Annotated in this window: 22 protein-coding genes; 7 read left to right on the top strand and 15 right to left on the bottom strand. The window is 66.5% G+C overall.

Going from position 1 to position 24530, the window contains the following annotated elements:
* Positions 1 to 12: 12 nt before the first annotated feature.
* From mutS to katG, 3 genes are all read left to right on the top strand, one after another.
* The gene (gene mutS / locus AC3ITN_RS06170) at positions 13 to 2568 is read left to right on the top strand and encodes a DNA mismatch repair protein MutS (RefSeq protein WP_489392880.1); all 2556 of its coding nucleotides are present in this window, start codon (positions 13 to 15) and stop codon (positions 2566 to 2568) included.
* A gap of 85 nt (positions 2569 to 2653) precedes the next feature.
* On the top strand, positions 2654 to 3259 hold the full coding sequence (locus AC3ITN_RS06165; RefSeq protein WP_489392373.1) for a DUF937 domain-containing protein: 606 nt from the start codon (positions 2654 to 2656) through the stop codon (positions 3257 to 3259).
* 173 nt (positions 3260 to 3432) lie between these two features.
* Positions 3433 to 5670 carry a catalase/peroxidase HPI gene (katG, locus tag AC3ITN_RS06160; RefSeq protein ID WP_489392372.1) on the top strand — a complete coding sequence of 746 codons (2238 nt, stop codon included), beginning with the start codon at positions 3433 to 3435 and terminating at the stop codon, positions 5668 to 5670.
* 103 nt (positions 5671 to 5773) lie between these two features.
* On the opposite strand, the gene AC3ITN_RS06155 is transcribed toward katG, so the two are convergent.
* Positions 5774 to 6184, bottom strand: coding sequence for an RNA-binding S4 domain-containing protein (locus AC3ITN_RS06155; protein WP_313343683.1), 411 nt, complete (start codon positions 6182 to 6184; stop codon positions 5774 to 5776).
* Positions 6185 to 6193: 9 nt separating this feature from the next.
* Positions 6194 to 6499, bottom strand: coding sequence for a hypothetical protein (locus AC3ITN_RS06150; protein ID WP_313343681.1), 306 nt, complete (start codon positions 6497 to 6499; stop codon positions 6194 to 6196).
* A 64-nt stretch (positions 6500 to 6563) separates the two neighbouring features.
* Between AC3ITN_RS06150 and AC3ITN_RS06145 the strand changes: the two genes are divergently transcribed.
* Positions 6564 to 8018 (top strand): MATE family efflux transporter, encoded by a 1455-nt coding sequence (locus AC3ITN_RS06145; protein WP_313343678.1) that lies wholly within the window; start codon positions 6564 to 6566, stop codon positions 8016 to 8018.
* A gap of 201 nt (positions 8019 to 8219) precedes the next feature.
* On the opposite strand, the gene rplS is transcribed toward AC3ITN_RS06145, so the two are convergent.
* The 8 genes from rplS to ffh form a co-directional block, all read right to left on the bottom strand.
* Positions 8220 to 8627, bottom strand: a complete 408-nt coding sequence (rplS, locus tag AC3ITN_RS06140) for a 50S ribosomal protein L19 (protein ID WP_313343675.1) — start codon at positions 8625 to 8627, stop codon at positions 8220 to 8222.
* A 191-nt stretch (positions 8628 to 8818) separates the two neighbouring features.
* A complete protein-coding gene (gene trmD, locus AC3ITN_RS06135; RefSeq protein ID WP_489392371.1) occupies positions 8819 to 9562 on the bottom strand; it encodes a tRNA (guanosine(37)-N1)-methyltransferase TrmD in 744 nt (247 codons plus the stop codon).
* Positions 9563 to 9565: 3 nt separating this feature from the next.
* Positions 9566 to 10078, bottom strand: coding sequence for a ribosome maturation factor RimM (gene rimM, locus AC3ITN_RS06130; protein ID WP_313343669.1), 513 nt, complete (start codon positions 10076 to 10078; stop codon positions 9566 to 9568).
* A gap of 42 nt (positions 10079 to 10120) precedes the next feature.
* Positions 10121 to 10381, bottom strand: a complete 261-nt coding sequence (gene rpsP, locus AC3ITN_RS06125) for a 30S ribosomal protein S16 (RefSeq protein WP_313343667.1) — start codon at positions 10379 to 10381, stop codon at positions 10121 to 10123.
* A gap of 133 nt (positions 10382 to 10514) precedes the next feature.
* Entirely contained in the window at positions 10515 to 11300 is a 786-nt protein-coding gene (locus AC3ITN_RS06120; RefSeq protein WP_489392370.1) for an aminotransferase class IV, read from the bottom strand.
* Positions 11297 to 12373, bottom strand: a complete 1077-nt coding sequence (locus AC3ITN_RS06115) for an NAD(P)H-dependent flavin oxidoreductase (RefSeq protein WP_489392369.1) — start codon at positions 12371 to 12373, stop codon at positions 11297 to 11299. Before AC3ITN_RS06115 ends, AC3ITN_RS06120 begins: the two co-directional genes overlap by 4 nt.
* A 75-nt stretch (positions 12374 to 12448) precedes the next feature.
* Positions 12449 to 12883, bottom strand: a complete 435-nt coding sequence (locus tag AC3ITN_RS06110; RefSeq protein ID WP_313343659.1) for a hypothetical protein — start codon at positions 12881 to 12883, stop codon at positions 12449 to 12451.
* A gap of 57 nt (positions 12884 to 12940) precedes the next feature.
* Positions 12941 to 14320, bottom strand: a complete 1380-nt coding sequence (gene ffh, locus AC3ITN_RS06105) for a signal recognition particle protein (protein ID WP_489392368.1) — start codon at positions 14318 to 14320, stop codon at positions 12941 to 12943.
* Positions 14321 to 14451: 131 nt separating this feature from the next.
* Here ffh and AC3ITN_RS06100 point away from each other — a divergent pair, with 131 nt between their 5' ends.
* Positions 14452 to 15246: a cytochrome C assembly family protein gene (locus tag AC3ITN_RS06100; RefSeq protein WP_489392367.1), complete on the top strand. Its 795-nt coding sequence runs from the start codon at positions 14452 to 14454 to the stop codon at positions 15244 to 15246.
* Between the two features lie 57 nt (positions 15247 to 15303).
* Here the strand turns inward: AC3ITN_RS06100 and radA are convergent, their stop codons facing one another.
* Positions 15304 to 16680, bottom strand: a complete 1377-nt coding sequence (radA, locus tag AC3ITN_RS06095) for a DNA repair protein RadA (RefSeq protein WP_489392366.1) — start codon at positions 16678 to 16680, stop codon at positions 15304 to 15306.
* Positions 16681 to 16865: 185 nt separating this feature from the next.
* Here radA and AC3ITN_RS06090 point away from each other — a divergent pair, with 185 nt between their 5' ends.
* Positions 16866 to 18929 (top strand): putative bifunctional diguanylate cyclase/phosphodiesterase, encoded by a 2064-nt coding sequence (locus AC3ITN_RS06090; RefSeq protein ID WP_489392365.1) that lies wholly within the window; start codon positions 16866 to 16868, stop codon positions 18927 to 18929.
* A 440-nt stretch (positions 18930 to 19369) separates the two neighbouring features.
* Here AC3ITN_RS06090 and cyoD read toward each other — a convergent pair whose 3' ends face one another.
* Genes cyoD through cyoA form a run of 4 tightly spaced genes read right to left on the bottom strand, consistent with a single transcriptional unit; the run spans position 19370 to position 23449 of the window.
* Positions 19370 to 19720 carry a cytochrome o ubiquinol oxidase subunit IV gene (gene cyoD / locus AC3ITN_RS06085; protein WP_313343645.1) on the bottom strand — a complete coding sequence of 117 codons (351 nt, stop codon included), beginning with the start codon at positions 19718 to 19720 and terminating at the stop codon, positions 19370 to 19372.
* Complete coding sequence (cyoC, locus tag AC3ITN_RS06080; protein WP_313343642.1) at positions 19720 to 20361, bottom strand: cytochrome o ubiquinol oxidase subunit III; 642 nt, start codon at positions 20359 to 20361, stop codon at positions 19720 to 19722. Before cyoC ends, cyoD begins: the two co-directional genes overlap by 1 nt.
* On the bottom strand, positions 20358 to 22355 hold the full coding sequence (gene cyoB / locus AC3ITN_RS06075) for a cytochrome o ubiquinol oxidase subunit I (RefSeq protein ID WP_313343761.1): 1998 nt from the start codon (positions 22353 to 22355) through the stop codon (positions 20358 to 20360). The genes cyoC and cyoB overlap by 4 nt, the downstream gene beginning before the upstream one ends.
* Positions 22356 to 22363: 8 nt before the next feature.
* Positions 22364 to 23449, bottom strand: a complete 1086-nt coding sequence (cyoA, locus tag AC3ITN_RS06070; protein ID WP_313343639.1) for a ubiquinol oxidase subunit II — start codon at positions 23447 to 23449, stop codon at positions 22364 to 22366.
* Between the two features lie 538 nt (positions 23450 to 23987).
* Between cyoA and AC3ITN_RS06065 the strand changes: the two genes are divergently transcribed.
* Positions 23988 to 24521 (top strand): hypothetical protein, encoded by a 534-nt coding sequence (locus AC3ITN_RS06065; RefSeq protein ID WP_489392364.1) that lies wholly within the window; start codon positions 23988 to 23990, stop codon positions 24519 to 24521.
* The last annotated feature ends 9 nt before the right edge of the window (positions 24522 to 24530 follow it).

The following is a 24530-nucleotide window of genomic DNA, read 5'->3' as shown; positions in this document are numbered from 1 at the left end:
CACACCCCGCTGATGAAGCAGTTCTTTGCCGCAAAGTCCGAGTTCCCGGACCTGCTGCTGTTCTTCCGCATGGGCGATTTCTACGAGCTGTTCTACGACGACGCTCGCAAGGCGGCGCGGCTGCTGGACATCACCCTCACCCAGCGCGGCAGCTCCGGTGGCGCACCCATCCCGATGGCCGGCGTGCCGGTGCATGCCTACGAAGGCTATCTGGCGCGGCTGGTGGCGCTGGGCGAGTCGGTGGCCATCTGCGAGCAGATCGGCGACCCGGCGCTGGCCAAGGGCCTGGTGGAGCGCAAGGTGGTGCGGATCGTCACCCCCGGCACCGTCACCGACGAGGCGCTGCTGGACGAGCGCCGCGACACCCTGCTGATGGCGCTGTCGCGCGGCAAACACGGCTACGGGCTGGCCTGGGCCGACCTGGCCGGCGGTCGCTTCCTGGTCAACGAGGTCGATTCCGACGACGCGCTGGAGGCCGAACTGGCCCGGCTGGAACCGGCGGAGCTGCTGGTACCGGATGAAGAGAACTGGCCCGAATTCCTCAGGCACCGCACGGGCATCCGCCGCCGCGCGCCGTGGCTGTTCGACGCCGACAGCGGCCGCCGCCAGCTGCTGGCGTTCTTCAAACTGCACGACCTGACCGGCTTCGGCATCGACGACAAGCCGCGCGCCACTGCCGCAGCGGGCGCCCTGCTCGGCTATGTGGAAGAAACCCAGAAGCAGCGCCTGCCGCATCTGACCGCGATCGCCACGGAGACGGCCAGCGAGGCGATTGCGATGAACGCCGCCACGCGTCGCCACCTGGAACTGGATACGCGCGTTGACGGCGATACCCGCAATACCCTGCTGGGCGTGCTCGATACCACGGTGACGCCGATGGGCGGACGCCTGCTGCGGCGCTGGCTGCACCGCCCGCTGCGCCTGCGCGAGGTGCTGGTGCAGCGCCACGATGCCGTGGCCACGCTGATCGACCGCGGTGCCGAGCGCGATGTGCGCGACGCGTTCCGGGCGCTGGGCGATCTGGAACGCATCCTCACCCGCGTGGCACTGCGCTCGGCGCGCCCGCGGGATTTCTCCACCCTGCGCGATGGCCTGGGCCTGCTGCCCGAGGTGCGCGCGGTGCTGGCACCGCTGGACTCGCCGCGGCTGGTGGCGCTGCATGACGCGCTGGGTTCGCACGACGAGTGCGCGCACCTGCTGGCCTCGTCGATCGCCCCCACCCCGCCGCTCAAGCTCAGCGATGGCGGCGTCATCGCCGAAGGCTTCGACGCCGAGCTGGACGAGCTGCGTCGGCTGTCCACCCATGCCGACCAGTTCCTGATCGACCTGGAGCAGCGCGAGCGCGCCAGCAGCGGCATCCCCACGCTGAAGGTCGGCTACAACCGCGTGCACGGCTATTACATCGAGATCAGCAAGGGCCAGTCCGAGAAGGCGCCGGTGCACTACACGCGCCGCCAGACCCTGACCAATGCCGAACGCTACATCACCGAAGAACTGAAGTCCTTCGAGGACAAGGTGCTGTCGGCGCGCGAACGTTCGCTGTCGCGCGAGAAGGTGCTGTACGAGCAGCTGCTGGACACGCTGGGCGGCCAGCTGGAACCGCTCAAGCAGTGTGCCGCGGCCCTCAGCGAACTGGACGTACTGGCCGGCTTCGCCGAACGCGCCCAGGCACTGGACTGGGCCCGCCCGGAACTGGACACCGCCCCATGCCTGCGCATTGATCGCGGCCGCCACCCGGTAGTGGAAGCGGTGCGCGAACAGCCGTTCGAACCCAACGACCTGGACCTGCACGCGGACCGCCGCATGCTGGTGATCACCGGCCCGAACATGGGCGGTAAATCCACCTACATGCGCCAGAACGCGTTGATCGTGCTGCTGGCGCATATCGGCAGTTTCGTGCCGGCCAGCCGCGCGGTGATCGGCCCGATCGACCGCATCCTGACCCGCATCGGCGCCGGCGACGACCTGGCGCGCGGGCAGTCGACCTTCATGGTCGAAATGAGCGAGACGAGTTACATCCTGCACCACGCGACCGCGCAGTCGCTGGTGCTGATGGACGAGATCGGTCGCGGCACCTCCACCTACGACGGCCTGGCCCTGGCCGATGCGGTGGCCCGCCACCTGGCCTACGAGAACCGCTGCTACACGCTGTTTGCCACCCACTACTTCGAACTTACCGCGCTGGCCGACGAGCAGCACGAAGGCGGCGTGAGCGGCATCGCGAACGTGCACCTGGATGCGGTCGAGCACGGCGAGGCGCTGGTGTTCATGCATGCCGTCAAGGATGGCCCGGCCAACCGCAGCTTCGGCCTGCAGGTGGCCGCGCTGGCCGGCCTGCCGAAGGCGACCGTGGCGCAGGCGCGTCGCCGCCTGGCCGAGCTGGAACAGCGTGGCGGCGAGAGCCAGGCCGCGACGATGGCCCCGCAGGCGCTGGATGCGCCGCAGCAGTTCGGGTTGTTCGCCACCGCGTCGAACAAGGCGCAGGAGGCCTTGGCCGCGCTTGACCCCGATGAGCTGACCCCGAAGCAGGCACTGGAGGCGCTGTACCGGTTGAAGGCGTTGATCTGACCGGTAGCGCGTGAAGCCTTCGCATTCCCTTCGTGTAGACGGCGTTATCCTCCGCCGGTCCCATCCCGGGCCGAAGGAGTCGATCGTGAATACGGAATCGCTCACCACATCTCTGTTGTCCCAGTTGCAGCAGGGCCAAGGCCTGCAGCAGGTGTCCCGGCAGCTGGGCGTTGACCAGGGCCAGGCCTCGCAGGCGATCAGCGCGGCGCTGCCGCTGCTGATGGGCGCGCTGGGCAGCAATGCCAGCCAGCCCCAAGGCGCGCAGTCGCTGCTCAATGCCCTGCAGCGCGACCATCTCGGCGGCGGGGGCGGCGGCGGCGGATTCGATCTGGGCAGCGTGCTCGGCGCGGTACTCGGCGGTGGCGGCGGCAATGCCACCAATGGTGCCGGCATCCTCGGCCATGTATTCGGCGGGCAGACGCCACAGGCCGCGCAGGTGCTGGGCCAGAAGACCGGGCTGGACAGCGGCAAGGCCGGCCAGCTGCTGACGATCCTGGCGCCGATCGTGATGTCGTTCCTGGCCCAGCGCTTTGCCCAGCAGGGCAATTCAGGCGCACTCAGCCAAGCACTCGGCGCCGAAGCGCCGCCTGCCGCTGCCGGAGGGATCGGCAGCCTGCTCAATGCGTTTGACCAGGACGGCGACGGCCAGTTCGGCCTCAGCGATGTCATGGGCATCCTCAACAAGCGCTGAGCTGCGCGGGGGTCGTCGGCCACCCTGGCCGGCGACCACTCAATAGCCCTCGCCTATCCATTCAGTTAGTTCATTCGAATTTACCAATTGCAGTGCGGTGCATAGGGTGGATGAGCTGCCCTTGCCCCTCGCAAGGTCCAATCCACATTCGCCAGTCCACAGGTAATGAACCCATGAAAAGCGAAGCAAAGTGCCCGTTCAACCATGCTCTTGTTGGCGATGCCACCACCAATCGCGACTGGTGGCCCAACCAGCTGCGCGTTGACCTGCTCAACCAGCACTCTTCGCGGTCCCACCCGCTCGACGCGGGGTTCGACTACGCGCAGGCCTTCGGCAGGCTCGACTACGCCGCGCTCAAGGCCGACCTCACCGCGCTGATGACCGATTCGCAGGACTGGTGGCCGGCCGACTTCGGTCATTACGGCGGGTTGTTCGTGCGCATGGCCTGGCACAGCGCCGGCACCTACCGCATCGGTGATGGGCGCGGCGGCGGCGGCCGGGGCCAGCAGCGTTTCGCCCCGCTCAACAGCTGGCCGGACAACGTCAGCCTGGACAAAGCCAGGCGCCTGCTGTGGCCGATCAAGCAGAAGTACGGCCAGGCGATCTCCTGGTCCGACCTGCTCATCCTCACCGGCAACGTCGCGCTCGAATCGATGGGCTTCAAGACGCTGGGCTTCGCGGGCGGACGCCCGGATACCTGGGAACCGGACCAGGACGTGTACTGGGGCCGCGAGACCACGTGGCTGGGCGGCGATGTGCGCTATGCGCACGGCTCCCAAGGCGTGGTCGAAGACCACGGCGTGCTGGTCTCCGATGACGACGCGGACGGCGACATCCATTCGCGCAACCTGGAAAATCCGCTCGCCGCCGTGCAGATGGGCCTGATCTACGTGAATCCTGAAGGGCCGGACGGCAATCCCGATCCGCTCAAGGCGGCGGCGGATATCCGCGACACCTTCGGGCGCATGGCCATGGACGACGAGGAAACCGTTGCGCTCATCGCCGGCGGCCACAGCTTCGGCAAGACCCATGGTGCCGGCCCGGCCGACAACGTGGACGTGGAACCGGAAGCGGCCGGGCTGGAGAACCAGGGCCTGGGCTGGGCCAACACGTTCCGCAGCGGCAAGGGCAGCGACACCATCACCAGCGGCCTGGAAGTGACCTGGACCCGCACCCCGGCGCAGTGGAGCCACGACTTCTTCGAGATCCTGTTCGGCAACGAGTGGGAGCTGACCAAGAGCCCGGCCGGTGCGCACCAGTGGGTGGCGAAGCATGCGGAGGCCGTGATCCCCGACGCGCACGACCCGTCGAAGAAGCACCGCCCCACCATGCTCACCACCGACCTGTCGCTGCGCATCGATCCGGCCTACGAGAAGATCTCGCGCCGCTTCCTGGAGAACCCGCAGGCCTTCGCCGATGCGTTCGCACGCGCGTGGTTCAAGCTGACCCACCGCGACATGGGGCCGCGCGCGCGCTACCTCGGCCCGGAAGTGCCGGCCGAAACCTTCATCTGGCAGGATCCGGTGCCCGAGGCACCGCAGGCCCAGATCAGCGCGGACGACGTGGCCGCGCTGAAGCAGCAGATCGCCGCCGCGGGATTGAGCGTGGCCGAACTGGTGTCCACGGCATGGGCGTCGGCGTCCACCTTCCGCGGCTCGGACAAGCGCGGCGGTGCCAACGGCGCGCGCATCCGCCTCGCCCCGCAGAAGGACTGGGCGGTGAACCAGCCGCGCCAGCTGGCCAAGGTGCTGGCCGCGCTGGAGAAGATCCAGGGCGGGTTCAAGGGCAACGGCGGTGCGCAGGTGTCGCTCGCCGACCTGATCGTGCTGGCCGGCGCGGTCGGCGTGGAGCAGGCGGCCAAGGCCGGTGGGCATGAGGTCAGCGTGCCGTTTACCCCGGGCCGCACCGACGCCAGCCAGGAACAGACCGACGTTGAATCGTTCGCGGTGCTGGAGCCTTATGCCGATGGTTTCCGCAACTACGTCAAGGGTCGCTACAGCGTGCCGGCCGAAGCGCTGCTGATCGACAAGGCGCAGCTGCTCACCCTGACCGCGCCGGAACTGACCGCGCTGGTCGGTGGCCTGCGCGTGCTGGGTGCCACCGTGGACGGCAACACCCAGGGCGTGCTGACCGACCGGCCGGGCACGCTCAGCAATGACTTCTTCGTCAACCTGCTGGACATGGGCGTGCAGTGGAAGGCCAGCGGCGATGGCTATGAAGGCAGCGACCGCAGCACCGGTGCCAAGCGCTGGACCGGCAGCCGTGCCGACCTGGTATTCGGCTCCAACTCGGTGCTGCGCGCGGTGGCCGAAGTGTATGCCAGTGCCGACGGCGGGAAGAAGTTCGTGCAGGACTTCGTCGCGGCCTGGTCGCGGGTGATGGAACTGGACCGGTACGACCTGCACCGGTGAGGTGATGCCGCACGACCAACGGTCGTGCGCTACCGCAGGTAGGTGCCCACCGTTGGTGGGCACATGTATCCCGTAGGTGCCCACCGCTGGTGGGTCCACCGCATCACAACGCGTCCAGATCCCCCAACGCGCGGATCAACTTTCGCGCACGTTTGTCCGGGCGATGTTCCGGCGGCTGGTAGCCGTTCCTTGCCGCCGCACGCTGCGCGCGCAGCTCCGCACGCCGCGCACGCGAGGCTTCGCTCTCTTCGTACAGCTGCTGCGCCACCGGCGCCGGCCCACGCAGATCGCTCAGCCCACGCACCTGCACGTCATATACCTCGTCACCGCGACTGATCTGCAGCTGCTCGCCCACGCGCACCGCGCGCGACGATTTCGGGCGCTGCCCGGCGACGTCCACCTTGCCCGTTTCCACGGCCTGCTTGGCCAGGCTGCGGGTCTTGTAGAACCGTGCGGCCCAGAGCCACACATCGAGCCGCACGGCGGCGGCCACCAACGGTTGTGCTTCGATCATGCGCGTGGTTCAACTCCCCGGCTCGGCCGGTCGTCGGTTCAGCGGTTGCGGTGCCGAGGGATTGCCGCGGCAGCCGGTGCCACCGATCAGCACGGGAACCCCCGCATCCAGATCGCGTCGCTGGCTGCCGACCTGGCATTCCGGTCGGTCCATGGGCCGTACCTGCGCATCGCGCAGGCGGTCGTCCGTACTCGAACATGCGGGCAGCAGGGCGGCAATCAAGAGCGCCAGCACGGCGGGCATGAACCGGTCAGCCGGGAAGGCCGGGCGTCGGCCAGCCGCCGGCACGACGGGGGGTGGAACGGCGATGCGCATGGCGATATCCCACTGACGGGCGTGGTGCTAGTGTGCCCCTCTCCAGGCTCGATCTCCAGAACACATGGCCAAAGCGCCGCTTGACCTGACCACCGGCCCGATCGGGCGCAATCTGTTCCTGTTCGCGCTGCCGATCCTGGCCGGGAACATCGCCCAGTCGCTGAACGGGTCGGTGAATGCCGTCTGGGTGGGGCGGTTCCTGGGCGAGGCGGCCCTGACGGCCACTGCGAACGCCAACAACATCATGTTCTTCCTGATCGGTTCGGTATTCGGCATCGGCATGGCCGCCACCATCCTGATCGGCCAGGCCATGGGTGCGCGCGACCTGCCGCAGGCGCGGCGCGTGATGGGCACCAGCGCGACCTTCTTCATCGGGCTGTCGGTGGTGATCGCCATTGCCGGCTGGTGGCTGTCGCACCCGTTGCTGGCGGCGATGGGCACGCCAGCCGCGTCGCTGCCGCTGGCCGAGGCCTACCTGCGCATCATCTTCCTGGCCATGCCTACGCTGTACGCGTTCGCCTTCCTCAGCTCGGCACTGCGCGGCGTGGGCGATTCGCGCACACCGTTCCGTTTCCTGCTGCTGTCGGTGCTGCTCGACATCGGCTTCAACCCGCTGCTGATCTTCGGCATCGGCCCGTTCCCGCAACTGGGCATTGCCGGCGCGGCGTGGGCCACGCTGATCGCGCAGACGCTGTCGCTGATCGGCCTGCTCTGGTACATGCGCAACAAGCGCCACGTGCTGTGGCTGGGGCGCAAGGACATGGCGCTGTTCAAGATCGATCCGCAGATTCTGCGCGCGCTGGTGGTCAAGGGCGTGCCGATGGGTCTGCAGATGGTGCTCATCTCGCTGTCGATGATCATGATGATGACCATGGTCAACAGCTACGGTACCGACACCGCCGCCGCGTATGGCGCGTCGCTGCAGTTGTGGACCTATGTGCAGATGCCGGCGATGGCGATCGGTGCGGCGTGCTCGTCGATGGCCGCGCAGAACGTGGGCGCCGGCAACTGGGACCGCGTGCGCGGCACCGCGCGCAGCGGCGTGCTCTACAACTTCCTGCTTACCGGCGTGCTGATCCTGCCGCTGATCCTGCTCGACCGCTACACGCTGGCGCTGTTCCTGCCCGATGGCAGCGAAGCGCTGCAGGTGGCGCGCCACCTCAACCACATCGCGGTGTGGTCGTTCCTGTTCTTCGGCGTCAACTTCGTGATCTCCGGCGTGGTCCGCTCCACTGGCGCGGTCATTCCCCCGCTGCTGATCCTGGCGGTGTCGCTGTGGGGCATCCGCGTGCCGTTCGCGGAGCTGCTGCAGGCGCGCTGGGGCGCGGACGCGGTGTGGTGGAGTTTCCCGATCAGCTCGTTCTGCGCGATGCTGCTGTCGCTGGCCTATTACCGCTGGGGCGGCTGGCGCACGTCGCGCATGCTGCCCAGCCACCGGGAGGAAATGGCGGCGCCGGCGGAAATTCCGGCATCACCGCCCTCGCCGGTTGCCGACCCGGACCCGCGCCCAACCCCGTAGTGCCACGCCCTGCGTGGCAATCAGGGGGATCAGGGGATCAGGGACGATGCGCCCATCAGGCGTTGATGACCGCCCAGCGAAGAGCAGCCACGCAGGGCGTGGCTCTACGAGCGATCTGATCGGCATCCAGATGCCAGAAACGCAAACGGCCACCCGAAGGTGGCCGTTTGCTGACGCGACAACCGAGGTTGTCGGTCGGTATTACTGGGCAGCCTTGGCAGCCAGGCGGGCGACCTTGGCCTGTGCAGCGGCGGCCAGATCTTCCTTGATGCGGGCAGCCTTGCCTTCCAGGCCACGCAGGTAGTACAGCTTGCCGGAGCGGACCTTGCCACGACGCTTCACTTCGACCGAGTCGATGATGGCGCTGTGGGTCTGGAAGACGCGCTCGACGCCGTAGCCGTGCGAGATCTTGCGGACGGTGAACGCGGAGTTCAGGCCGGCGTTCTTGGTGCCGATCACGACGCCTTCGTACGCCTGGACGCGCTCACGGTTGCCTTCCTTCACCTTCACGTTGACGACGATGGTGTCACCCTGGCTGAACTTCGGCAGCTCGCGGGTAATCTGGGCGGATTCGAAGTCCGAAAGGATGGTTTTGTTCAACTTGCTCATGGGTGCACCGATTGTGTTCGTTCGGGTGGGCGTGTCATTCGACAACGTAGGCTCATGCAGTCACCGGACTGTGCTGCACGTTTTTTGTAGGGTTTCCACCATCCGGCATGAAAGGCCCGATGGGAATCCGCAATTCTAACCAGTTTTGGGGCGGGTTGCCAGATCCCGGTAACGCCGGGCGTTGGCCGGGGTTACCCCAGTTCCGACCGGGCCTGGTCCAGCAACTGCCTGTCGGCCTTGGACAGGCTGGACTCGTCCAGCAGGTCCGGGCGGCGGAGCCAGGTCCGCAGCAGCGACTGCTGGCGGCGCCAGCGGGCGATGGCGGCATGGTTGCCCGAGCGCAGCACGTCCGGGACAGTGCCCCATTCATGTTGCGCCGGATGGCTGTAGTGCGGGCAGTCCAGCAGCCCCTGCGGGCCTTCAAAACTGTCCTGCGCAGCCGATTCGGCATCGCCCAGCGCCCCCTCCTGCAGCCGGGTCACGGCATCGACGATGACCGCCGCGCCGAGCTCACCGCCGGACAGGACGTAATCGCCGAGCGAGATTTCCTCGGTGACCTCGGCCTCCAGGAAGCGCTCATCGATGCCTTCATAACGACCGCAGAGCAGGATCATGCGCGGCAGCGCCGCCAGCTCCCGGACCTTGGCCTGGGTCAGCGGCGTGCCCTGCGGGCTGAGGTAGATCACCGGCGCGGGCGCCGGATCGGCCGCCTTGGCCGCGGCCAGGCAGGCCCGCAGCGGCTCGATCAGCATCACCATGCCCGGGCCGCCACCGAAGGGACGGTCGTCCACCCGGCGGTAGTTGCCTTCTGCATAGTCACGCGGATTCCAGCCATGCAGGTCGAGCAGGCCGCGTTCGGCCGCACGGCCGACCACGCCAAGCGCGGCCGACTGCGCCATGAACTCCGGGAACAAGGTGACGACGTCTATTCGCACCGGTTAGAACTCCGGGTCCCAGTCGACGACGACCAGGTTGGCGTCAAAATCCACCGACACCACGAAATCCGGCTGCACGAACGGAATCATCCGCTCGCGGTCGCCCTGCACCACCACCACGTCATTGGAGCCGGTGGAGAACAGGTGCGAGACCCGACCCAGTTCGACGCCTTCGACGGTACGCACCTGCAGCCCTTCCAGATCAACCCAGTAGTACTCATCGGGCTTGGGCGGCGGCAGAACGCTGCGGGATACATAGACGTCGGTTCCGTACATCGACTCGACCACATCGCGGTCGGTGATATCGGGAAACACCGCCACCAGGTGCTTGCCGGACTGACGTCCGCGCGCGCCGCTGAGGGTGCTCTCCTGGCCGGCGGGCGTCCGCAGGATCCAGGGCTGATAGTTGAAGATGGCGGTACGCGGCTCGGTCCAGGACTCGAGCTTTATCTCGCCTCGCACACCAAAAGCGCCGACAATCCTGCCCAGCAGGATGCGGCGCTCGGTATCTTTCATCTGTATAGACCGATGGGCCGCGGCAGGCGCGGCCCTCAAGGATCAGGCCGCGGAGGCCTGGGCCTTGGTCGCTTCCTTGTACAGGTTGCGAACCTTGTCGGTCAGCTGGGCGCCGTTGGCAACCCACGCGTCGACCTTCGGGATGTCCAGCACGATGCGTGCTTCGGCACCCTGGGCGACCGGGTTGTAGTAACCCACGCGCTCGATGTTGCGGCCGTCACGCGCGCTGCGCGAGTCGGTCACGATGATGTGGTAGAAGGGACGCTTCTTGGCGCCGCCGCGGGTCAGTCGAATCTTGACCATGGTGTTGTTTCCTCAATTGCCCAGTCGCCAGGATGGCGCGGTAAGCCGGCGATTATAGCGGCGCCCCCGGGCCATTCCAAGCCCAGCGGGGTCGCTGAAGCTGAATGGGGCCCCAAGGAACAGCGGCGCCGCCTCACCCCAACGGCTGCCAAGGCTGGTTCGCAATCGCAGCAGCGGCGCGCTCGCACAACACCCCGGACCTGGCAAACCGGTACCCATCGATGCTGGCGATCGGCCACACCCCCGCCGCATTAAGGCCGATCGCGGCATCGAAGTCGCCCCACTGCCCCAGCATCACGGGCGACAGCGTGGGCACCCCGCCCCACCCCGCCTGCAGCAGGCGCTCATGGGTGCCACGCAGGGCCGGGGCCTGCGGCCAGACCACCTCGCCCTCGCGGGCGAACGCGATGTTCCAGGTGGTGCCCTCGCTGACCAGCCCCTGCATGTCCACGAACAGCGCGTCGTCGAACCCTGCCTGCAGGGCCTGGCGGCGGTGCTCGAACAGCGCGAAGGTGCCCACATGCTTCAGGTGAGGCAGCTCGCGCTGGTAACGCACGCTGCGCAGCCGGCGCGGCAGCGGCGCAACCGAGGCCGGCGCGGCAACCGCCACCAGCACGTCTACCGGCACCGGTTGCAACGGCTGGCGGAAATCGAACGCGCGGGAGAACACCGTCACCCGCAGCGATGCATCCACCACGCCTTCCGCCTGCAGCGCCGTGTGCATCCAGGCCTGCACCTGGCGGCCGTCGAGGGTGTTGCCGAACAGCTGTTCCGTCCCCTCGCGCAACCGCTGCAGATGCAGATCCAACCCCTGCACCGCACCGCCACGTACCTGCAGCGAGGTGAAGTGACCGTAGTTGACCAGGGCGCCGGCCAGGTCGTCCGCGCTCGCGCGCCGACCGTTGCAATAGAGGCTCATCCAAGCAGACCGCGTGCGTCGGACCACAGCGCCTGCAGCACCTCGGCGGCCGGTCGGTCCGCCGCCATCCATGCCGCCTGCCCGGCCCAGGCCTGGAGGGCGTCGATGCGATGCTCGCGGTTGGCCTGCGCACGCATGGGTGCGGTCAGGCCGCGCTGCACCGGATACGGTTGTGGTGGCGGCGCATCAGCCTCGGCGGCGGCGCGCACGTACGCGGTTGCCAGGCCACGTCCCAGCCGGCCGCTGAACGCCCGCGTCGGCCACGTATCTTCCGGTTCGGCCTCTGCCAGGGCCTGTGCCCAGGCCGGATCGATGGCGCATTCGGGCGTGCGCAGGAACGCCGTGCCGATCTGCACCGCGCTGGCACCCAGCATCAAGGCGGCGGCGATTCCCCGGCCATCGGCGATGCCGCCCGCGGCGATCACCGGCACCTGCAGGCGGTCGGCCAGGCGAGGCACCAGGGCGAACAGCCCGACCAGCTGCCGTTCGGCGGCCGCCGGATCAAAGGCACCGCGATGCCCGCCTGCCTCGAAGCCCTGTGCCACGACCGCATCGGCACCGGCCGCTTCTGCCGCCAGCGCCTCGGACAGCGTGGTGGCGCACGCAAACCAGGCGATGCCGGCGTTGTTCAGGCGCTGCACCTGGTCTGCGCTGAACACCCCCATGATGGTCGAGGCCACCGCCGGGCGCGCGGCGATCAGCGCATCGAACTGGGCATCGAAATCGGCCGGCCCCGCGTCGCCTGCCGAGGCCGGCACCTGCGGTCCCCACTGCGCCAGGAACGCACGGCTGGCCGCTTCGGCTGCCGCGTCACGCAGCGGCGCGGGATCGGGAATCCACACATTGACCTGCGCGGGGCCGTCGGACTGGGCGCGGAACGCCTCCATCCACGCCACGATGTCCTGCGGTTGCGACAACACCGCGCCCATTGCGCCCATGCTGCCGTGGTTGGCGAGCACCGCAGACAATGGCACCGGGCACGCGCCCGCCATCGGGGCCAGCAGGATCGGGGCCTGCAAAGAAAAACGCCGACAGAAACTGTCGGCGCGTTCGAGGATCAGCGAAGGGCTCACGCTCGGCGCACCTGGGAACGAGTCGGCGCCCAGCATACGCCGGCCCGCCTCGTCCCGGAATGCTCCGGGCGCGGCTCAGCGTGCGGAAAGCGCGTAGGTCCGCACCAGCTGGCTGTCCATTTCTTCGTTGAAGTGGAAGGTCACATAGCGGGCATCGTCGGCCGCGAACTCTTCTTCGGCAATGGCGCGACCGACTTCGGTACCGTCGGCGTCGAGCGCGCGTGCCACCAGCTTGCCCTTGAAGGCCTTGTCGGCGACCACGTACACCGCCGCTTCCTTGGAGCCCATGCCGCGGCTCTTGCCCAAGGTCACGGTGAGGCCGCGCGCGGCCAATGCCGGGTCGGCCTGCAGTGACACGTTCATGCGCTTGTCCACGCCCTCGCCCAACCCTGCGACGAAGTCAGCGGCGGTGCCACTGATGGCGCTGCCGGCTTTCTGCGACATCGAGCTGTCGTCCTTGCACGCGACCAGCCCGAGGGCCAGCGCAATCACCACGAATGACTTGTTCACCCACATTCCTTTGAAAGTTGAATCGCGGCCGGCACCACGCCGGGCGCGTCTGCTGGCTCAGCGGAACGGCATGCCGCCGCGTCCGCCCATGGCACCCATCATCCCCTTCATGCTGCGCATCATGCCCTTCATGCCGCCGCCGGCCATCTTGCTCATCATCTTTTCCATCTGCTGATACTGCTTCATCAGCTTGTTGACGTCGGCCGGGGTCAGGCCGGAGCCGCGCGCGATGCGGGCACGGCGCGAGCCGTTGAGCAGGCCCGGGTTGCGGCGCTCCTTCTTGGTCATCGAGTTGATGATGGCGATCATGCGCGGCACTTCCTTGCCCTGGCTGACCTGCTGCTTGAGGTGCTCGGGGATCTGCCCCAGGCCCGGCAGCTTGTCCATCAGGCCGCCGATGCCGCCCATGTTCTGCATCTGCTCCAGCTGGTCGCGCATGTCGTTCAGATCGAACTTCTTGCCCTTGGCGACCTTCTCGGCGAGCTTCTGCGCCTTGTCCTTGTCGACCTGCTGCTCGACCTGCTCCACCAGCGACAGCACGTCGCCCATGTCCAGGATGCGGCTGGCGATACGGTCCGGATGGAACACGTCCAGGCCGTCCGGCTTTTCGCTCACGCCGACGAACTTGATCGGCTTGCCGGTGATGTAGCGCACGCTCAGCGCGGCACCGCCACGGGCGTCGCCGTCGGTCTTGGTGAGCACCACGCCGGTCAGCGGCAGTGCCTCGCCGAAGGCCTTGGCGGTGTTGGCTGCGTCCTGGCCGGTCATGGCGTCAACCACGAACAGCGTTTCAGCCGGATTGACCGCGGCGTGCAGCGCCTTGATCTCGGCCATCATCGCTTCGTCGATCGCAAGGCGGCCGGCGGTATCGACGATCAGCACGTCCACGAACGACTTGCGCGCGTCATCGATCGCGGCGCGCACGATGGCTTCCGGCTTCTGGTCGGCGCTGGACGGGAAGAACAGCACGCCGACCTGGTCGGCCAGGGTCTGCAGCTGCTCGATCGCGGCCGGACGGTAGACGTCGGCCGACACCACCATCACCTTCTTCTTGCGCTTTTCCTTCAGGTGCTTGGCAAGCTTGCCCACCGTGGTGGTCTTGCCCGCACCCTGCAGGCCCGCCATCAGGATGATCGCCGGGGCCGGCACGTTGAGGTTCAGGTCGGAGGCGGCCGAGCCCATGACCGCGGTCAGCTCGTCGCGCACGATCTTGATCAGCGCCTGGCCCGGGGTCAGCGACTTGAGCACTTCCTGGCCGACCGCGCGCACCTTGATGCGCTCGACCAGCGCCTGCACGACCGGCAGGGCCACGTCGGCCTCGAGCAGCGCGATGCGGACTTCGCGGGTGGCCTCGCGGATGTTTTCCTCGGTGAGGCGACCGCGGCCACGCAGCCGCTCGATGGTGCCGGAGAGGCGCTGGGTCAGGGACTCGAACATGGAGGCAACCTGTTCAGAACGAAAGACAATGAGACGCACAGTATAGCGGGTCCGCCGCACTCCCCGGATCGACGCTGCGGCCTGTCGCCGCAGGCATCGCCAGCACCGCGGGGGTATGCGAAACTGACACGATGACAATCGTTCTCATCGCGACCCTGCTGTACCTGGCCGCTACCGCCCTGCTGGTGCGCGCGGTGGTTCGCGATGACGTCGCCTCCGCGCCGACCTGGCTGTGGCCGGCGTTGCCCGCCATGGTCCTGCACGGCGGCTACCACGCGCTGGTGGCCATGCGCACCACCGGTGGCCCGGACATGCACTTCTTCGCCGCGCTGTCGCTGGTGGGGCTGGGCATGGCCTGGCTGACCTCGCTGGTGGCTGCCCGCGGACGCATGGCGGCGCTGGGCGTGCTGGTGTTCCCGATGGCCGCGGTCGTGCTGTGCGTGTACCACGGCTATGGCCACGAGCCGAGCCGCCCGCTGGGCTGGCAGCTGGCCACCCACGCGTGGATGGCGCTGCTGGCCTACGCCACGCTGAGCGTGGCCGCGCTGCTGGCCATCATGCTGTGGCTGCAGGAGCGCGCCCTGCGCCGCCGCGATTTCCGCCCGTGGCTGCGCGCCCTGCCGCCGCTGGCCGACCTGGAATCGCTGCTGTTCCGGGTGATTGCCGTCGGCTTCGCCCTGCTCACCCTGACCCTGGTCACCGGCGTGCTGTTCGTGGATGACCTGCTGGCGCAGAAGCTGGTGCACAAGACCGTGCTCAGCGTGCTCTCGTGGATCGTATTCGGCACGCTGCTGATCGGCCGCCGCCGCTACGGCTGGCGCGGCGCCAAGGCCGTGCATTGGACGCTGACGGCGATGGCGCTGTTGCTGCTGGCGTTCTTCGGCAGCCGGTTCGTCATCGAACTGGTCTTCGGCCACACCCGGTAGAGCCACGCCCTGCGTGGCTGCGGATTGATTGGCCCGGTCGATTCGGGGTCATGTGCCTCAAATCGCGTCGATCGCCTCTGACAACCGCTCCACCGCGATCACCTCCATGCCCTTCACGCTACCGGTCTTGGGTGCATTGGCCTTGGGCACGATGGCGCGTTTGAAACCATGCGTGGCCGCCTCGCGCAGGCGGTCCGCGCCGTTGGGCACCGGACGGATCTCGCCGGACAGGCCGACTTCGCCGAACGCGATGGTCTTCTCGGCCAGCGGCCGATCCTGCAGCGAGGACAACACCGCCAGCAGCACCGGCAGGTCCACGGCGGTTTCCTGCACGCGGATGCCGCCGACCACATTGACGAACACGTCCTGGTCGCCCACCAACACCCCGCCGTGGCGGTGCAGCACCGCCAGCAGCATCGCCAGCCGGTTCTGCTCCAGGCCCACCGCCACCCGGCGCGGGTTGGACAGCGGCGAGGCATCCACCAGCGCCTGCACTTCCACCAGCAGCGGACGCGTGCCTTCACGGGTCACCATCACGCAGCTGCCCGGCTGACGGGTACTGCCACCGGACAGGAAGATGGCCGACGGGTTGGAGACTTCTTTCAGGCCCTTCTCGCCCATCGCGAACACGCCCAGCTCGTTGACCGCACCGAAGCGGTTCTTGAACGCCCGCAGCAGGCGGAAGCGGCTGCCGCTCTCGCCCTCGAAATACAGCACCGCATCGACCATGTGCTCCAGCACGCGCGGGCCGGCGATGCCACCTTCCTTGGTCACATGGCCCACCAGGAACACGGCGGTGCCGGTTTCCTTGGCAAAGCGCACCAGCCGTGCCGCGCTCTCGCGCACCTGGCTCACCGAACCCGGCGCGGCGGTGAGCGATTCGGTCCACAGGGTCTGGATCGAATCGGCCACGATCAGCTTCGGCCGCGCCACGCTGGCGTGCTGCAGGATGGCCTCCACCTGGGTTTCGGCCAGCGCGTTGACGTTGTCCAGCGGCAGGTCCAGCCGCACCGCGCGGCCGGCGACCTGCGACAGCGATTCCTCGCCGGTGATGTACAGCACCGGCAACGCGGCCGCCATCTTCGCCACCGCCTGCAGCAGCAGGGTGGACTTGCCGATGCCCGGGTCGCCACCGACCAGCACTACCGCGCCCTCGACCAGGCCGCCACCGAGCACGCGGTCGAACTCGCCGATGCCGGTGCTGACCCGCAGGTGTTCGGTCTGCTGCACGTCCTTGAGCGCCATGATCTTCGGCGCATCGACCTTGCCCGCCCAGCCGGAGCGGCGCGCGGCCGGCGACTTGGCCGCCGTCGCGCTCTCCAGCGTGATCTCGGTCAGCACGTTCCAGACCCCGCACTCGGTGCACTGGCCCTGCCACTTGCTGTATTCCGCGCCGCATTCACTGCAGACGTAGGCGGTAAGCCGCTTGGCCATGTGTACGTCCAATTCATCAACTGTCCCGCAGGATAGCGGAGCCGCGTCGCAACAACCGAGACGCAGCCCGCCCGCTGTACCGGTGACACACTGCCCCGGCCGGGCATTTCCTAAATTTTCCGCCGTCCCGGCCGATACCGGGACGGGCGACCACGCCTCCCCCTTCGTCTTTCCAGGCTTTTTCCATGACCGGCACCTACAGCCAGAGTCTTGTCCTTTTCTCGCTGCTGGTCGCCATCCTCGCCTCGTACACCGCGCTGGACATGGCGGGCCGACTCGCCAGCACCGAAGGCCGCGTGGCGCGCTGGTGGTTGGCCGGCGGTGCGGCCGCGATGGGCCTGGGCATCTGGTCCATGCACTTCGTCGGCATGCTCGCCTTCCACCTGCCGATCCCGGTCGGCTACGACCTGGCCATCACCCTCTACTCCCTGGCGGTCTCGATAGGCGCATCGGCGTACGCGCTGTGGCTGGTGTCGCGCGCCGAGCTGCCGTGGCCGCGCCTGATCGCCGGCGCGGTACTGATGGGGCTGGGCATCGCCTGCATGCACTACCTGGGCATGGCAGCGATGCGCATGGAACCGGGCATCGTCTACGACCCGCTGTGGTTTGCCGCCTCGCTGGTGATCGCCATCGCCGCGGCCGGCGCGGCGCTGTGGATCGCCTTCCGGCTGCGCACCGAACAGCGCCGCCCCGCCCTGCTGCGCGGGCTGGCGTCGCTGGTGATGGGCCTGGCCATTGTCGGCATGCATTACACCGGCATGGCCGCCGCCAGCTTCCCCGAGGGCAGCATCTGCGGTGCCGCCTACGCCAACGGGCTGGACAGCAAGTGGCTGGCGGTGCTGGTCATCGTCACCACCCTGGGCACGCTCGGCATCGCGCTGATCGCCTCGCTGTTCGACCGCCAGATGCGCACGCGTACCGGGCTGCTGGCCGACTCGCTGGCCCAGGCCAACGAGAAGCTGCTGCAGGCCGCCCTGCACGACCCGCTCACCCAGCTGCCCAACCGCATGCTGCTGCAGGACCGCCTGGAGCAGACCATCGAGAAGGCCAGACGCCGGAATTTCAGCTTTGCGGTGATGTTCTGCGACCTGGATGGCTTCAAGGCCGTCAACGATGCGTATGGCCATCAACTGGGTGACAAGCTGCTGATCCAGGTCAGCGAGCGGGTGAACAGCCTGCTGCGCGCGCAGGACACCTTCGCGCGACTGGGCGGCGACGAGTTCGTGATCGTGTTCCAGCTCGATGTTCCCGAAGATGCCGCGGTGGTTGCCGAGCGCATCATCGCCAGCGTGGCCGAGCCGTTCGAGATCGACACGCTGGAGCTGCAGGTCACCGCCAGCATCGGCATCGCGCTCTACCCCACCGATGCCACGAGCCAGCGCGAGCTGATGGCACACGCCGACGCGGCCATGTACCACACCAAGGATTCGGGGCGGAACGGCTATACGTTCTTCACCGAATCGATGCATGTCAGCGCCAACCGCCAGCTCAAGCTGCTGCAGGAACTGCGCCGCGCGATGCAGCGCGACGAGCTGGTGCTGCACTACCAGCCCAAGTTCCGCGCCGACGGTGGCGGCGTGATCGGCGCCGAAGCACTGGTGCGCTGGCAGCACCCCGGGCTGGGCCTGCTGGGCCCGGACACCTTCATTCCCATCGCCGAACGCAGCGGCCTGATCCTGCCGCTGGGCGATTGGGTACTGGACCACGCCTGCGCGCAGCTGCGGCAGTGGCACGACGCCGGCCACACCACGTGGTCGATGGCAGTGAACCTGTCGCCACTGCAGTTCGGTTCGACCACGCTGCTGGAAACGGTCAGGAAGACCCTGGAGCGGCACGGACTCGCACCGCACCATCTGACCCTGGAAGTTACCGAAACCACGGCCATGCAGGATGTGGAAGCGAGCCTGCAGATCCTGCACGGCCTGACCGCGATGGGCGTGCACATTTCGATCGACGACTTCGGCACCGGCTATTCCAGCCTGCTCTATCTCAAGCGCATGCCGGCCACGGAGCTGAAAATTGATCGTGCGTTCGTGCGCGACCTGGAGGACAACGCCGAAGACGCGGCGATCGTTTCCTCGATCATCGCACTGGGCCGTTCGCTGCAGTTGCAGATCGTCGCCGAAGGCGTGGAAACGGCCGGCCAACGCCAGTACCTGAGCGACCTTGGCTGCGACCTGCTGCAGGGCTACCACCTGGGCAGGCCGGTGGACGCGCAGGAATTCAAGCGCCTGGCCGACGCGGCGTAGCCGCGACTGGGTGGGGCCGGATGGATGCGGCCGGCTGGATGGGGCCGATTGGGTGCCGCCGACTGGGTGGAACCGATTGGGTGGAACCCACTGGGTGGGGCCGATTGGGTGCACGACTGGGTAGAGCCGACTGTTAGTCGGCTGCTCTCCGCGCCGACGTCAACGGCAGCTGACTAACAGTCAGCTTTACCGGCCGGGCCCCGCAGCGGCCGACGGGTAGACCCGATTGGGTGGACCCGACTGGGTGGAACCGACTGGGTAGAGCCGACTGTTAGTCGGCTGCTCTCCGCGCCGACGTCAACGACAGCTGACTAACAGTCAGCTCTACCGGCCACACCAACTGCAACAGCACACGGCACGATACCGCCGCGCCCGGCACGACCAACAAAAAGGCCGCCCCATTGGGGCGGCCTCTTCGTATGCGGCAACGTCGTTGGACGTCAGTGCATCATATGCACGTTCATGTTGTGCATCACCCACAGCGTGCCGGCGACGATGATGCCGATCACCACGACGGTGAAGGCCGCGGCGCTGACATTCCAGCGCTGTTCCGACGAGCGGTTCAGGTGCAGGAAGAACACCAGGTGCACGAAGATCTGCAGGATCGCTGCCACCACGATGATGACGCCCGTGGTGAAGGTCGGCAGGTTGCCCTTCATCACCGCCCAGAACGGGATGATGGTGAGCACCGCAGCCAACAGGAAACCGACCAGGTACGACTTGACGCTGCCGTGGCTTTCGCCGCCGGCACCATGGCCGTGGTCGTGTGCGTGATTGTCATGTGCGGCCATTACAGCGCTCCCTTCAGGTAGACGACGGAGAACACGCCGATCCAGATCAGGTCCAGGAAGTGCCAGAACAGACTCAGGCACGCCATGCGGGTCTTGTTGGTCGGGGTCAGGCCGTTCTGCTTGATCTGGATGAACATGATCAGCAGCCACAACAGACCAGCGCTCACGTGCAGGCCGTGGGTGCCCACCAGCGCGAAGAACGCCGACAGGAACGCACTGTGGTCCGGACCGAAGCCCTCATGGATGAGGTGGTTGAACTCCCACACTTCCATGACCATGAAGCCGAAGCCCAGCAGCCAGGTCAGGCCCAGCCACAGGTACATCTGGCCGACCTTGTGCTTGTGCAGGGCAATCATGCCCAGGCCGAAGGTCAGCGAGGACACCAGCAGCAGCGTGGTTTCCCAGGCAACGAAGCTCAGGTCGAACAGGTCCTTCGGACCCGGGCCGCCGTTGGTACCACCGGAGAGCACGATGTAGGTCGCGAACAGGGTGGCGAAGATGAGGCAGTCGCTCATCAGGTACACCCAGAAACCGAAGACGGTGTTGCCGCCGGTGTCGTGGTGCTCGTGCTCATCATGGCCGTGGGCCGCCGCGTGCGCGGCGTGCCCAGGGTTCATGGTGTTGGGGATGGTGCTGCTCATGCCTTCAACTCCGATTTCACCAGGCCCTGGGCCTGCAGATGGCGGCGATGCTCATTCTCGATGCGCTCCACTTCGGCGGCCGGCACGTAGTAATCCACGTCCTTGTCGAAGGTGCGCCAGATGAAGGTACCGATCATGCCGATCATGCCCACGATGGCCAGCCACCAGATGTGCCAGATCATCGCGAAGCCGAAGACCAGGCTGAAGGCACCAATCACCACGCCCGTGCCGGTGTTGCGCGGCATGTGGATGTCGGTGTACCTGGCCGGGCGTTCCCACGCCTCACCACGCTGCTTGCGTTCCCAGAAATCGTCCAGCTCGGTGACCTTGGGCAGCGAACCGAAGTTGTAGAACGACGGCGGCGAAGAGGTTTCCCACTCCAGCGTACGGGCATCCCACGGATCGCCGGTCAGGTCGGCGGTCTTCTTGCGGTCGCGGATCGAGATCGCCACCTGGATGATCTGGCACAGGATGCCGGCGCCGATGATGAAGGCACCGAACATGGCGATGATCAGCAGCGGCTGGTACTCCAGGTTCGGGTAGCTCTGCATGCGGCGGGTCATGCCCATGAAGCCCAGGATGTACAGCGGCATGAAGGCCACATAGAAGCCGATGAACCAGCACCAGAACGCGCGCTTGCCCCAGGTTTCGTTGAGGCGGAAGCCGAACATCTTCGGCCACCAGTACGAGATGCCCGCGAACATGCCGAACACCACGCCGCCGATGATGACGTTATGGAAGTGGGCGATCAGGAACAGGCTGTTATGCAGCACGAAGTCGATGGCCGGGATCGCCAGCATCACGCCGGTCATGCCGCCGATGGTGAAGGTGACCATGAAGCCGATCGTCCACAGCACCGGGCTGGTGAACTGCACGCGGCCGCGGAACATGGTGAACAACCAGTTGAAGATCTTCACGCCGGTGGGAATGGAGATGATCATCGTCGTGATGCCGAAGAAGGCATTGACGTTGGCACCCGAGCCCATGGTGAAGAAGTGGTGCAGCCAGACCAGGAACGACAGCACGCCGATGCAGGCGGTGGCGTACACCATGCCCTTGTAGCCGAACAGCGCCTTGCGCGAGAACGTGGCAATGACCTCGGAGAACACGCCGAAGGCCGGCAGCACCAGGATATAGACTTCCGGGTGACCCCAGATCCAGATCAGGTTGATGTACAGCATGGCGTTGCCGCCACCGTCATTGGTGAAGAAGTGCGTGCCCAGGTAACGGTCCAGGGTCAGCAGCACCAGGGTGATCGTCAGCACCGGGAAGGCGGCGATGATCAGCACGTTGGTGACCAGCGCGGTCCAGGTGAAGATCGGCATCTGCATCAGCTTCATGCCGGGGGTACGCATCTTCAGGATGGTAATGAAGAAGTTGATACCGCTCAGTGTCGTACCCAGGCCTGCTACCTGCAGGCCCCAGATGTAGTAGTCGACACCTACCCCTGGGCTGTACTCCTTGCCCGACAACGGCGGGAAGGCCAACCAACCGGTCTGCGCGAACTCACCGACGCCCAGCGAGATCATGACCAGGCCCGCGCCCGCCACGAACAGCCAGAAGCTGAGCGAGTTGACGAACGGGAAGGCCACGTCGCGCGCGCCGATCTGCAGCGGCACCACGACGTTCATGAGGCCGGTGATCAGCGGCATCGCCACGAAGAAGATCATGATCACGCCGTGGGCGGTGAAGATCTGGTCGTAGTGATGCGGTGGCAGGATGCCTTCATTGCCGCCGGCAGCCATGGCCTGCTGGACACGCATCATGATCGCATCGGCGAAGCCGCGCAGCAGCATGATGAAGGCGATGATCAGGTACATCACGCCGATCTTCTTGTGATCGACCGAGGTGAACCACTCCGTCCAGAGATAGCCCCACAGCTTGAACTTGGTGATCAGGGCCAGCACGAGCAGGCCACCAATCCCCGCGCCGATCAGCGTGGTGATGATGATCGGGTCGTGCGGGATGTCAGCGAATGTCAGTTTACCCAACAGATTCATGCTTATTCTCCCGAGCCTGCGTGACCGGCGTGACCGGCGGCGGCGTGCTCGTCTGCAGTGTGTTCGGCATGCTCGGCAGCCGCGGCGTCAGCCGGCGCTGCCGCTGCGTCGCCCGAGGGGGCAGCCGCGTCATGGCCTTCGTGGGCGTTGGCCGGCATGTCGTGGCCTTCATGGCTTTCGCCTGCGGCGCCGTCATGCGACATCGCCTTGTGGTCCATGCCGTAGTGGTTGTTGTCACCCATGTGCTTGGCGATGACCCAGTCGAACAGGCCGCCCTCGGTGGTACCGAAGTAGGTCACCGGGTGCCAGTCGTGGTTCTTGTCGTTCACCAGCGTGGCGAAGGCCGCCTTGTCCATCGGGGTGCTCTGCGCACGCACCTTGGTCAGCCAGGCCTGGTATTCCGCTTCCGTCACCGAGTTGGCGGTGAAGTGCATCTTACTGAAGCCCGCGCCGCTGTAGTGCGAGGACATGCCCGGGAACTGGCCGGTCTCGTTGGCGATCAGATGGAGCTTGGTCTCCATGCCGGTCATCGAGTAGATCATGCTGCCCAGGTGCGGGATGAAGAATGCATTCATCACCGAATCGGACGTGATCTTGAAGTTCAGCGGGGTGTTCACCGGGAAGGTGATCTCGTTGACCGTCGCGATGTTCTCTTCCGGGTAGATGAACAACCACTTCCAGTCCAGCGAAATGGCTTCAATCACCACCGGCTTCTTGTCCGACTCGAGCGGGCGGTACGGATCCAGCGCGTGCGAAGAGCGCCAGGTCAGCACGGCCAGCACCAGCACGATCATGCACGGGATCGACCACACAACCACTTCAATCGCGGTGGAGTGCGACCACTTCGGCTCGTAACGGGCCTTGGTGTTGGTCGCGCGGTACTTCCAGGCGAAGGCGAGGGTCATGATGATGACCGGCACGACAACCAGCAGCATCAACACGGTAGCCGTGATCAGCAGGGTCTTCTCGTCGTGGCCAATCTGGCCCTTCGGGTTGAGGATGGCCGAGTTGCAGCCCGTGAGGAACACGGACAATGCAAACAGCAGGCCCGGACGCAGGAAGCGTCCAAGGGGGTTCAACGGAATCATCGGTCGATCCAATTGCGTAGGGAATGCCATCTCAAGTGCGCCCCGCCAGCCCAGGCCGGGTGTACCGGTCCAAGGGGACAGGCACGGAGGACGATCATGTCAGCCCTCTAATTTTATGCCGTCACGCACCATTTAAGAAAGGCATTGACAATGATCAGGAGCAAGAAAGGCCCGAAAAGTGCTGCGACACGTTGTCGCACTGCGCGCGGAAGGCCGGAATCGGCACAGCCGAGCGCCCATGTATAGACATGAATGGTTCAAGTGTGGTTGGCACCCGAGGGACTCCGCACGCCCGAGGCGCTCCATGAACGGTTCAACCTCCCTCAGTCGGTGGAGCCACTCCCTGCTTGTCTGCGCGGAACATGCCGGCGGACACACGGCGATCACGTTGCCTCAGCTCTGCGAGACCACACGCACCCGGCATCTTCCAAACCAGAATTGCCCTACAGCCGCGCCCAATACTGGCCGGTAGACTCGACTGAGTCCACCACCCGCCCACGCCCGGACCCCACGTCCCGCCCATCCAAAAGGATTGCGGATGCTGCATTCGAAAGTCTCTTGCTTCAGCCGCCCCGTCATGGCCACCTGCCTGCTTCTGGGCATGGGATCGCTACCCGCCTGCGCGTCTACCCCGCCCTCTGCACCAGCCGCAGACTTCAGCGGCGGCTGGTCGGTGAAATGGTGCGACCGGTCCAATCCAACGCTGGATTGCGGGGGATTCAATATCAGCCTCGTTCAGGAAGGCAACCGGCTTTGTGGCGACTTCGGCGGTGCTCTGGTCAACCTGAGGCAGATCGACGATGGCCAGATCGTGGGCACCGTAGTGGGTGATACCGCCGTGCTCACTGTTCAGAGCAACCGGAACAACTCCATCACCCTGGTGAGGGCTGAGCTTCAGTCAACCACACTCAAGTGGCGGGCAGTGGATCAGGTTCGCCCAGGTGACAACGGTGACACCGACGTCATCGCCACCAACGATGTACTCGTTCGGGATGAACACCAAGCCAAGGCCGGCGCCCCGAGCGACCAAACGCCCACATGCAACCAGATTACTGGAAACTCAAAGGACTGAGCCATGGAT

Source organism: Stenotrophomonas sp. KH_036_B, from assembly GCF_057839485.1.
This window is presented reverse-complemented; position numbering and strand designations above follow the sequence as displayed.

What these genes read in the sequence shown, in the direction of transcription:
- mutS (WP_489392880.1), top strand. Translation starts at nt 13, where the DNA reads ATGAAGCAGTTCTTTGCCGCAAAGTCCGAGTTCCCGGACCTGCTGCTG.
- rimM (WP_313343669.1), bottom strand. Translation starts at nt 10,078, where the DNA reads ATGAAAGATACCGAGCGCCGCATCCTGCTGGGCAGGATTGTCGGCGCT.
- AC3ITN_RS06120 (WP_489392370.1), bottom strand. Translation starts at nt 11,300, where the DNA reads ATGAGCCTCTATTGCAACGGTCGGCGCGCGAGCGCGGACGACCTGGCC.
- AC3ITN_RS06150 (WP_313343681.1), bottom strand. Translation starts at nt 6,499, where the DNA reads ATGCGCATCGCCGTTCCACCCCCCGTCGTGCCGGCGGCTGGCCGACGC.
- AC3ITN_RS06145 (WP_313343678.1), top strand. Translation starts at nt 6,564, where the DNA reads ATGGCCAAAGCGCCGCTTGACCTGACCACCGGCCCGATCGGGCGCAAT.
- ffh (WP_489392368.1), bottom strand. Translation starts at nt 14,320, where the DNA reads ATGTTCGAGTCCCTGACCCAGCGCCTCTCCGGCACCATCGAGCGGCTG.
- cyoC (WP_313343642.1), bottom strand. Translation starts at nt 20,361, where the DNA reads ATGAGCAGCACCATCCCCAACACCATGAACCCTGGGCACGCCGCGCAC.
- AC3ITN_RS06065 (WP_489392364.1), top strand. Translation starts at nt 23,988, where the DNA reads ATGCTGCATTCGAAAGTCTCTTGCTTCAGCCGCCCCGTCATGGCCACC.
- rplS (WP_313343675.1), bottom strand. Translation starts at nt 8,627, where the DNA reads ATGAGCAAGTTGAACAAAACCATCCTTTCGGACTTCGAATCCGCCCAG.
- cyoA (WP_313343639.1), bottom strand. Translation starts at nt 23,449, where the DNA reads ATGATTCCGTTGAACCCCCTTGGACGCTTCCTGCGTCCGGGCCTGCTG.
- AC3ITN_RS06100 (WP_489392367.1), top strand. Translation starts at nt 14,452, where the DNA reads ATGACAATCGTTCTCATCGCGACCCTGCTGTACCTGGCCGCTACCGCC.
- cyoD (WP_313343645.1), bottom strand. Translation starts at nt 19,720, where the DNA reads ATGGCCGCACATGACAATCACGCACACGACCACGGCCATGGTGCCGGC.
- rpsP (WP_313343667.1), bottom strand. Translation starts at nt 10,381, where the DNA reads ATGGTCAAGATTCGACTGACCCGCGGCGGCGCCAAGAAGCGTCCCTTC.
- AC3ITN_RS06155 (WP_313343683.1), bottom strand. Translation starts at nt 6,184, where the DNA reads ATGATCGAAGCACAACCGTTGGTGGCCGCCGCCGTGCGGCTCGATGTG.
- AC3ITN_RS06090 (WP_489392365.1), top strand. Translation starts at nt 16,866, where the DNA reads ATGACCGGCACCTACAGCCAGAGTCTTGTCCTTTTCTCGCTGCTGGTC.
- katG (WP_489392372.1), top strand. Translation starts at nt 3,433, where the DNA reads ATGAAAAGCGAAGCAAAGTGCCCGTTCAACCATGCTCTTGTTGGCGAT.
- radA (WP_489392366.1), bottom strand. Translation starts at nt 16,680, where the DNA reads ATGGCCAAGCGGCTTACCGCCTACGTCTGCAGTGAATGCGGCGCGGAA.